This is a genomic window from Roseateles sp. (assembly GCF_039595295.1).
In the GTDB taxonomy this organism is placed as follows: domain Bacteria; phylum Pseudomonadota; class Gammaproteobacteria; order Burkholderiales; family Burkholderiaceae_C; genus Roseateles.
In genome coordinates this window covers 420,324-428,360 of sequence record NZ_JBCNLU010000001.1, presented here as the reverse complement: position 1 = coordinate 428,360, position 8,037 = coordinate 420,324, and the positions used below count along the sequence as shown (strand labels likewise).

At 69.0% G+C, this 8,037-nt stretch carries 6 protein-coding genes; 2 read left to right on the top strand and 4 right to left on the bottom strand.

What is annotated here, in order from left to right; genetic code table 11:
* Positions 1–238 precede the first annotated feature (238 nt).
* Positions 239–1,723 (top strand): hypothetical protein, encoded by a 1,485-nt coding sequence (locus ABDW59_RS02045; RefSeq protein WP_343627710.1) that lies wholly within the window; start codon positions 239–241, stop codon positions 1,721–1,723.
* A 6-nt stretch (positions 1,724–1,729) separates the two neighbouring features.
* Here ABDW59_RS02045 and argJ read toward each other — a convergent pair whose 3' ends face one another.
* The 4 genes from argJ to secA form a co-directional block, all read right to left on the bottom strand.
* Complete coding sequence (gene argJ, locus ABDW59_RS02040; RefSeq protein ID WP_343627708.1) at positions 1,730–2,959, bottom strand: bifunctional glutamate N-acetyltransferase/amino-acid acetyltransferase ArgJ; 1,230 nt, start codon at positions 2,957–2,959, stop codon at positions 1,730–1,732.
* 132 nt (positions 2,960–3,091) lie between these two features.
* The gene (locus tag ABDW59_RS02035) at positions 3,092–3,661 is read right to left on the bottom strand and encodes an FxDxF family PEP-CTERM protein (protein WP_343627707.1); all 570 of its coding nucleotides are present in this window, start codon (positions 3,659–3,661) and stop codon (positions 3,092–3,094) included.
* A gap of 78 nt (positions 3,662–3,739) precedes the next feature.
* Positions 3,740–4,306 carry an FxDxF family PEP-CTERM protein gene (locus ABDW59_RS02030; RefSeq protein ID WP_343627706.1) on the bottom strand — a complete coding sequence of 189 codons (567 nt, stop codon included), beginning with the start codon at positions 4,304–4,306 and terminating at the stop codon, positions 3,740–3,742.
* Positions 4,307–4,550: 244 nt separating this feature from the next.
* Positions 4,551–7,310, bottom strand: a complete 2,760-nt coding sequence (gene secA / locus ABDW59_RS02025) for a preprotein translocase subunit SecA (RefSeq protein WP_343627705.1) — start codon at positions 7,308–7,310, stop codon at positions 4,551–4,553.
* Positions 7,311–7,518: 208 nt separating this feature from the next.
* Between secA and ABDW59_RS02020 the strand changes: the two genes are divergently transcribed.
* The gene (locus tag ABDW59_RS02020; protein ID WP_343627704.1) at positions 7,519–7,854 is read left to right on the top strand and encodes a hypothetical protein; all 336 of its coding nucleotides are present in this window, start codon (positions 7,519–7,521) and stop codon (positions 7,852–7,854) included.
* Positions 7,855–8,037: the final 183 nt, after the last annotated feature.

The following is an 8,037-nucleotide window of genomic DNA, read 5'->3' as shown; positions in this document are numbered from 1 at the left end:
GCGCACGGGTGCCCCAGCACGCGGCACGCTCGCCGCGTTCGGCGCGGGCGGTGTGTCGGGAGGGCTCGGTGGGAGAGGAGCTTCGGGCGGCAACGTCGGCATGCGCATCACCATACAAGTCCCATGCCCGCTTCCCGGGGCGGGTTCGTCGACAGCCTGCCAAGCCCGGAACACCGCCGCAATCCCCCGGATCGTCGGCGGATCGAGGGGCGGGGCCTGACGCACAATGGCCGGCGCCATGGACGATACCCCCGCCTCGCCCGACGACGACCCGCACGCCGCGCCGCCCGCCTCCGAGCCCGCGCCGCCCACGCCTTCGGCGCCCGCCGCGCCGTGGGAAGGCCCGTCGCCGGACGTCGTCGCCTGGCTGCTGGTGAACTGGCACAACAAGCATCCGCTGGCCCGCCGGCTGGGCATCAAGGACGTGCACACCGTCGGTGCCGTGGCCCTGCCCTTCATGGCGCAGGCCCTCCCCAAGGAGCCCAGCCTGGAGGCGCCCGCCGCCGAGGCGCCCGTCGAGGCGGCGCCCGCCACGCCCAGGCGCCGCTGGCCCTGGCAGCGCGCGGCCGCCCCCGCCAGCGGCCCCCGACCCGCTTGGCGCGAGGAATTCATTCCCGGGCTGAAGGCGCCCGACGTGGCCGCCCTGGCGCTGGACAACGGCTTCACCAGCGCACCGGACGAGCTGCCGCTGCGCCGCGTCGAGATCGACGATGAGGCCCTGGCGGGCGAAGCGAACCAGCCTGGTGCATGGCCGATGGAATTGGTGCTGCTGAGCGCCGCCTTCGACCTGGGGCCGGCGCGTCGCCGCGTGCTGGTGGGACGGCGCGATCAGGTGCTGGGCAAACGGGCGCTGGATCCGATGCGGCTGGGCGTGGTCGGCGGTGTCGCGGCGCTCATGCTGATCGTGGCGATCTGGGCGGCGTGGCCGTCCGGACCGTCGGAGAAAGAGAAGGCCGCCATCGCGGCGGCCGAGGCGGCGTCGGCCGGGGCGGCGGCACAGGCGGCGTCCGCGGCCTCGGCGGCGGAAGCACTCGCGGCCAGCGCGGCAGCGGCTGAAGCGGCATCGGCGGCCTCCGCCGCACAAGCCGCGTCCGAGACCATGGCGTCGGCCAGCGCGCCGGAGGCATCCGCATCGGCCGCTCCGGCGGTGACGGCGAGCGCATCGTCGCCGGTCGCCAGCGGCGCCATCCCCAACATCCGCCCCACCTTGCAGAGCGGTGTCGACCGTGCCCAGCGCGAGCAGTCGACCGCCGTGACCGTACCGGCCGAGTCCAAGGACGGCAGCAGCGCCAAGGACAGCAAGGACGCCAAGAGCGGCAAGGACGCGAAGCCATCGGCGGCGTCACCGAACACCAAGGACAAGGCCGCCGAGGCGGCCAAACCCGGCTCGTCTGCGCCGGTGACGGAGGCCGAGAAGCGCCTTGCCGTCGACGACGTGGGGCTGACCAGCCTGATGAAACGCGGCATGGCGCCGGGCGGCAAGCCGGTCGCGCTCGTGGGCCTGCCCGTCAAGAGCAAGGCCGACGCCGAGGCTCAGCTCGCCCGTATGCGCGAGATGATCGCGGTGACGATGGGTGGCGCGGGGCCGGCCAATGCGGATGTGTTCCAGACCAAGGACGGCTGGCGCGCCGCGGTGTGGCCCTTCGCCACCCGCGAGGAAGCGCAGTTGATCAACGCCACGCTGCTGGCCCGCGGGATGCGGGCGCGGGCGGTGGATTTCTGAGCTCGATCAGGACCGATAGTCCGCGTTGATCGTCACGTACTCGTGGCTGAAGTCGCAGGTCCAGACCGTGGTCTCGGCCGTACCGCGGTTCAAGCCCACGCGCACGGTGATCTCGCTCTGCTTCATCACGCGCTGACCGTCCTCTTCCTTGTACTCGGGACGGCGGCCGCCCTGGGTCACGACGTGCACGTCGTCCAGATGCAGGTCGATCAGGCTCTGGTCCAGGTCGGTGATGCCGGCATAGCCGACCGCCGCCAGGATGCGGCCCAGATTCGGGTCGCTGGCGAAGAACGCGGTCTTGACCAGCGGCGAGTGCGCGATCGCGTAAGCGGCCTTGCGGCACTCGTCCTCGTCCTTGCCGCCCTGCACCACCACCGAGATGAACTTGGTCGCGCCCTCGCCGTCGCGGACGATGGCCTGCGCCAGCTGGCGCGAGACGTCCACCACCGCGTCGCGCAGCGCGCGGCCTTCGGCGCTTGTGAGCGAGGTGATGCGCTCATGGCCGGCCTGGTGCGTGGCGATCAGGACGAAGGAATCGTTGGTCGAGGTGTCGCCGTCGATGGTGATGCGGTTGAAGGACTGGTCGGCCGCGTCCTTGACCAGGGGCTGCAGCAGCTCCGGCGCGATGACGGCGTCGGTGGCGACATAGCCCAGCATGGTCGCCATGTTGGGACGGATCATGCCGGCGCCCTTGGAGATGCCGGAGATGGTCACCGTCTTGCCGCCGATCGTGACCTGCTTGGAGCAGGCCTTGGGCAGCGTGTCCGTGGTCATGATGCCGGCGGCGGCCTCGGCCCAGTTGTCGGCCTTGAGCGCGGCGATCGCGGCAGGCAGGCCGGCGACGATGCGGTCGACAGGAAGCGTCTCCATGATCACGCCGGTGGAGAACGGAAGCACCTGTTGCGGCTGGATGCCCAGTTCCTTGGCCAGCGCCTCGCAGCTCTGGCGCGCCCGGGCCAGGCCGTCGGCGCCGGTCCCGGCGTTGGCATTGCCGGTGTTGACGAGGATGGCGCGGATCTCGGCGCCCGCGGCCAGATGCTCGCGGCAGACCTGCACCGGCGCGGCGCAGAAGCGGTTGGCGGTGAACACACCGGCCACGCTGGCGCCCTCGTCCAGCGCGATGACGGTCAGGTCGCGGCGGTTGGCCTTGCGCACACCGGCCATCGTGACGCCCAGGCGCACGCCGGGCACGGGCAGCAGGGATTGCGGGTCGGGAGCGGTCAGGTTGACGGGCATGGCGGTCGAGCGTTGGAGGAGGTGGAGGAACTTCCAGAATGGAACGCAGGATTGTAGGAGCGCCCTCCGGTTCCAGAAGCGACAACGCCCCGACAAGGCGGGGCGTGGCGGGCGGGAGCGAGGAGGCGTCGATCAGGCGCGCTGCTTGCGGCGCTTGTTCAGCATCACGGCCATCAGACCCAGGCCGCCCAGGAACAGCGCGTAGCTCTGCGGCTCCGGTACGGCGGAGGCCGGCACCAGGTTGAAGGTGCTGGAGTAGCTCGCGGCGGTCGGGCTGCCCGCGACCAGCGTGCCGCCGACATAGCCCTTCACCGTCAGCACCAGGTCGCCGTAGACCGGCGTCGACAGGTTGCCGTAGGTCAGACCGGCGCTGCCGGGAACCGGCGTCAGCGTCAGCTGCGTGCCGTTGAGCCACACGCTGCTGAAGCTGACCAGCTGGTCCTGGTTGGCGCCCATGGTGACCAGCGAGAACTCGAACAGCGAAGGGCTGGTGGCCTTGAAGCGGAAGGTGTCCTCGAAACTGCCGGCTTCCAGATGGATGTTGGAGGTCGCGGCGGTGTAGCCGGTGGCGGCGCTGCCGGTGAGCGTCAGGTCTTGCGTCTGGTCCTGCGAGGCGGCGCTGGCGGCCGTGGCGGACAGCGCCATCAGCGAGGCGACGATCACGGAAGCGAGCGCGGGAGCGAAGCGTTGGGTCAGGGACATGAAGTTCCTCCGAATCTTGTTCTGGACGCGTTGTGGCGTGTTCTGGGCTGGGGCGGGGCGTGACCGGGACGATCGGGGTCAGGCCTTGCCGGCGGCGGCTTTGGCGGCCTTGCGACGCACGCCCATCAGGCCCAGCAGACCCAGGCCGGCCAGCGCCATGGAGGCGGGCTCGGGGATCTTGGTCACGTTCACGGTGCCGGAGTAGCTGGCGTTGATCGCCGTGCCGGCGGCCAGGCCGCTGCCGGCGATGCCGTGCACGGTCAGCACCAGCGGGCCGTTCATCGCGGTGTTGGGCAGGTTGCCCTGCTCGATGCCGTCCAGGTTGCGGCCGTAGGTCGTGACGGTGAACTTGTAGCTGACACCGTTGATCGTGGCGGTGATGAAGTCGATGTCCAGCATCGCGGTCGAGCCGATGGTCGTCAGGCTGCCGTTGAACAGCGACTGGTAGCTCCAGCCGGTGAAGGTGAAGGTGTCGATGAACTCGCCGGCCACGGTGTGCACGGTGGAGAAGCCGGCCGTCAGCGTGTTGGCGGTCGAGCTCTGCTGCAGCGCCACCGACTGCGCCGCGGTCACGACCGAGGCCTGGGCGGCGACGGCGCCGGCGGCCAGCGCGGCGGCGAGGGTGAGGCGTGCGATGTGCTTCATGGCAATCCCGTGGAAGTCCGTTCAAGCGCCCTGGGGGCAGGTATTGCCTTGCACTGTATCGGCGGGGTTCCGCCGACGGTCCCCCGCGCCGAGGGGGGAAAAGCGGTCAACCGAAGAGAAGCCGTGACATTGCTCACGCCTGGGCGGGCATGAAAAACGGCGCCCGTGAGTGAGCGCCGTGGTCGTCGAGCCCGCCGAAAGCGGGTCGCGGTCCTGCTCGAAGCGGCTGATCAGAAGCGGCCGATCAGGCCAGCTTGCCGTGGCAGGCCTTGAACTTCTTGCCGCTGCCGCAGGGGCAGGGATCGTTGCGGCCGACATGGCCCCACTCGCCCGGCACGGCCTGCGTGCCGCCCGCGACCGGTGCCGCGTCCTGCGACACCGAGCCATCCTCGTTCGGATGCGTGTAGGTCACGTTGCTGACGTTCTCGGCGCGCTGCTCGATCGCGTCGGCGGCGGCCGTCGCCTCCTCCTGGGACTGGATGCGCACGTTCAGCAGCACGCGGGTCACTTCCAGCTTCACCGCGTCCAGCAGTTGCGAGAACAGCTCGAAGGCTTCGCGCTTGTATTCCTGCTTGGGGTTCTTCTGGGCATAGCCGCGCAGGTGGATGCCCTGGCGCAGGTAGTCCAGCGAGGCCAGATGCTCACGCCAGTGCTGGTCGATGCTCTGCAGCAGGACCATGCGCATGAACGGGGTGAACTGTTCCAGGCCGACGCGGTCCAGCTTGTCCTGGAACGCCGCGTCGCCGGCCTTGAGCACAGCCTCGAGGATGTCCTCGTCGGTCAGCGTCTCGCTCTTCTTGAGCATCTCGCCCAGGCCGATGTCCAGCTTCCACTCGTCGCGCAGCACGCGCTCGAGCGCCGGCAGGTCCCACTGCTCCTCGAGCGATTCCTCGGGGACGAAACCGCGCACCACGTCGGTCAGCGTGCCGGTGCGCAGGTGGGCGATCTGCTCCAGCATGTCCTGCGCCTCGAGGATCTCGTTGCGCTGCTGATAGATGACCTTGCGCTGGTCGTTCGAGACGTCGTCGTACTCGAGCAGCTGCTTGCGGATGTCGAAGTTGCGGGCCTCGACCTTGCGCTGGGCGCTCTCGATCGAGCGCGTCACGATGCCGGCCTCGATGGCCTCGCCCTCGGGCATCTTGAGCCGGTCCATGATCGCGCGCACGCGGTCGCCGGCAAAGATGCGCATCAGCTGGTCGTCCAGCGACAGATAGAAGCGCGAGGAGCCCGGATCGCCCTGACGGCCGGAACGGCCGCGCAGCTGGTTGTCGATGCGGCGGCTCTCGTGACGCTCGGTCGAGATCACGCGCAGACCGCCGGCGGCCTTGACCTGCTCATGCACGGGCAGCCAGGCGGCCTTCAGCGCGGCGATCTTGGCTTCCTTGTCGGCGTGCGAGAGCGACTCGTCGGCCTCGACCGCGGAGACTTCCTTTTCGATGCTGCCGCCCAGCACGATGTCGGTGCCGCGGCCCGCCATGTTGGTGGCGATGGTGATCACGCCCGGACGACCGGCCTGGGCAATGATGTCGGCCTCGCGCGCATGCTGCTTGGCGTTCAGCACCTGATGCGGGAGCTTGGCCTGGGTCAGCAGCTGCGCCACCAGCTCCGAGTTCTCGATGGACGTCGTGCCCACCAGCACCGGCTGACCGCGCTCGTGGCACGAGCGGATGTCCTGGATGACCGCGTCGTACTTTTCCTTGGTCGTCTTGTAGACCAGGTCCAGCTCGTCCTTGCGGATCGTCGGACGATTGGGAGGGATCACCACGGTTTCCAGACCGTAGATCTCCTGGAACTCATAGGCTTCCGTGTCGGCCGTGCCGGTCATGCCGGACAGCTTGCCGTAGAGGCGGAAGTAGTTCTGGAACGTGACCGACGCGAGCGTCTGGTTCTCGGCCTGGATCTGCACACCTTCCTTGGCCTCGACGGCCTGGTGCAGACCGTCGCTCCAGCGGCGGCCCGTCATCAGGCGGCCGGTGAACTCGTCAACGATGATCACCTCGCCGTTCTGGACGACGTAATGCTGGTCGCGGTGGTACACGTGCTGCGCGCGCAGCGACGCGTACAGGTGGTGCATCAGCGTGATGTTGGCGGCGTCGTAGAGCGACGCGCCTTCGGCCAGCAGGCCGGCCTGCGACAGCAGGCGCTCGGCGTTCTCGTGGCCATCCTCGGTCAGATAGATCTGGTGCGACTTCTCGTCGACGGTGAAGTCGCCGGGCTCGATGACGCCCTCGCCGGTGCGCGGGTCCAGCTCGCCGATCTGGCGCTTGAGCTGCGGGGACACCGCGTTGATCGCGACGTAGAGCTGGGTGTGGTCTTCGGCCTGGCCGGAGATGATCAGCGGGGTGCGGGCCTCGTCGATCAGGATCGAGTCCACCTCGTCGACGATGGCGTAGGCCTGGCCGCGTTGCACGCGATCGCGGACCTCGTAGACCATGTTGTCGCGCAGCAGGTCGAAGCCGAACTCGTTGTTGGTGCCGTAGGTGATGTCGGCGGCGTAGGCCGCCTGCTTCTCGTCACGCGGCATGTTGGGCAGGTTGATGCCCACGGTCATGCCGAGGAACTTGTACAGCCGGCCCATCCATTCCGCGTCGCGGCGAGCCAGGTAGTCGTTGACCGTCACGACGTGGACGCCCTTGCCGGTCAGCGCGTTCAGATAGACCGGCAGCGTGGCCATCAGCGTCTTGCCCTCGCCGGTGCGCATTTCAGCGATCTTGCCGGCGTTCAGGACCATGCCGCCGATCAGTTGCACGTCGAAGTGGCGCATCTTCAGGATGCGCTTGCTGCCCTCGCGGCAGACGGCGAAGGCCTCGGGGAGCAGGTCGTCGACGGTCTCGCCGTTCTGGATGCGCTGCTTGAACTCCTCGGTCTTGGCGCGCAACTGCTCGTCGCTCAGGCCCTCGAACTGCGGTTCCAGCGCATTGATCCGCTGGACGACCTGGCGATAGGTCTTGAGCAGGCGCTCATTGCGACTGCCGAAAATCTGGGTCAAAAGCTTGGGCAACATGCAGCTTTACGAATTTCTGTGAAGGGCCCCGTCAGGCCTGGCCGTGACGCCGGGCGGGTGAGCCCGGGAAGACAGGCGGCCACCCCGATGACGACGGGCGGGTCCGCGCGATCAGGCTCAACTGAGGGCGTGAGCCCTCATCTGCAAGCGTCGACACGGAGAAAAACCGGCGGAGTTTAGCAGGCGCCCCCGGACTACACTGCCTCCCATGGCCACCCGCTACCTGCCGCCACGCCCCAAGCCCGTGACGCCCGATCCGATGGATTTCGGCCGGGCGATGTCCGGCCACGGCATCCTGGCGCGGCTGGGTCAGCGGCTGGCGCTGTCGCAGAAGCATCTGGAGACGGTCCGGGTCGCCCTGCCCGGCGCGATGAAGCGCTTCGTCCAGGCCGGCACGCTGGACGAGCACGGCTGGACCCTGGTGGCCGACAACGCCGCCATCGCCGCCAAGCTGCGCCACATGCAGCCCACGCTGCTGCAGCTGCTGCACGAGGAAGGCCTGCTGCTCGAGGGCGAACTGCGCATCCGCGTGCGCCAGTCCTGACCCAAGTCCCATTCTGAAGGGGCATCGCGCAGGCGCATCCACGCGCCGTCGGCGTTCCGCTGTTCCACCCGCGTTCGACCGCTCCTTCGATGGCGCAGGCAAGACATGACCCCCGCCTGAACGCCGCCGCGCGTTGATCGCGCCTCAGCGCTCGCGCCCTTGACGCTCGTCAATGCGCCCCCG

Bases quoted from the DNA above. Each gene is read 5' to 3' on its own strand.
- ABDW59_RS02020 (WP_343627704.1), top strand. From the start codon at position 7,519: ATGGCCACCCGCTACCTGCCGCCACGCCCCAAGCCCGTGACGCCCGAT.
- argJ (WP_343627708.1), bottom strand. From the start codon at position 2,959: ATGCCCGTCAACCTGACCGCTCCCGACCCGCAATCCCTGCTGCCCGTG.
- ABDW59_RS02035 (WP_343627707.1), bottom strand. From the start codon at position 3,661: ATGTCCCTGACCCAACGCTTCGCTCCCGCGCTCGCTTCCGTGATCGTC.
- ABDW59_RS02045 (WP_343627710.1), top strand. From the start codon at position 239: ATGGACGATACCCCCGCCTCGCCCGACGACGACCCGCACGCCGCGCCG.
- secA (WP_343627705.1), bottom strand. From the start codon at position 7,310: ATGTTGCCCAAGCTTTTGACCCAGATTTTCGGCAGTCGCAATGAGCGC.
- ABDW59_RS02030 (WP_343627706.1), bottom strand. From the start codon at position 4,306: ATGAAGCACATCGCACGCCTCACCCTCGCCGCCGCGCTGGCCGCCGGC.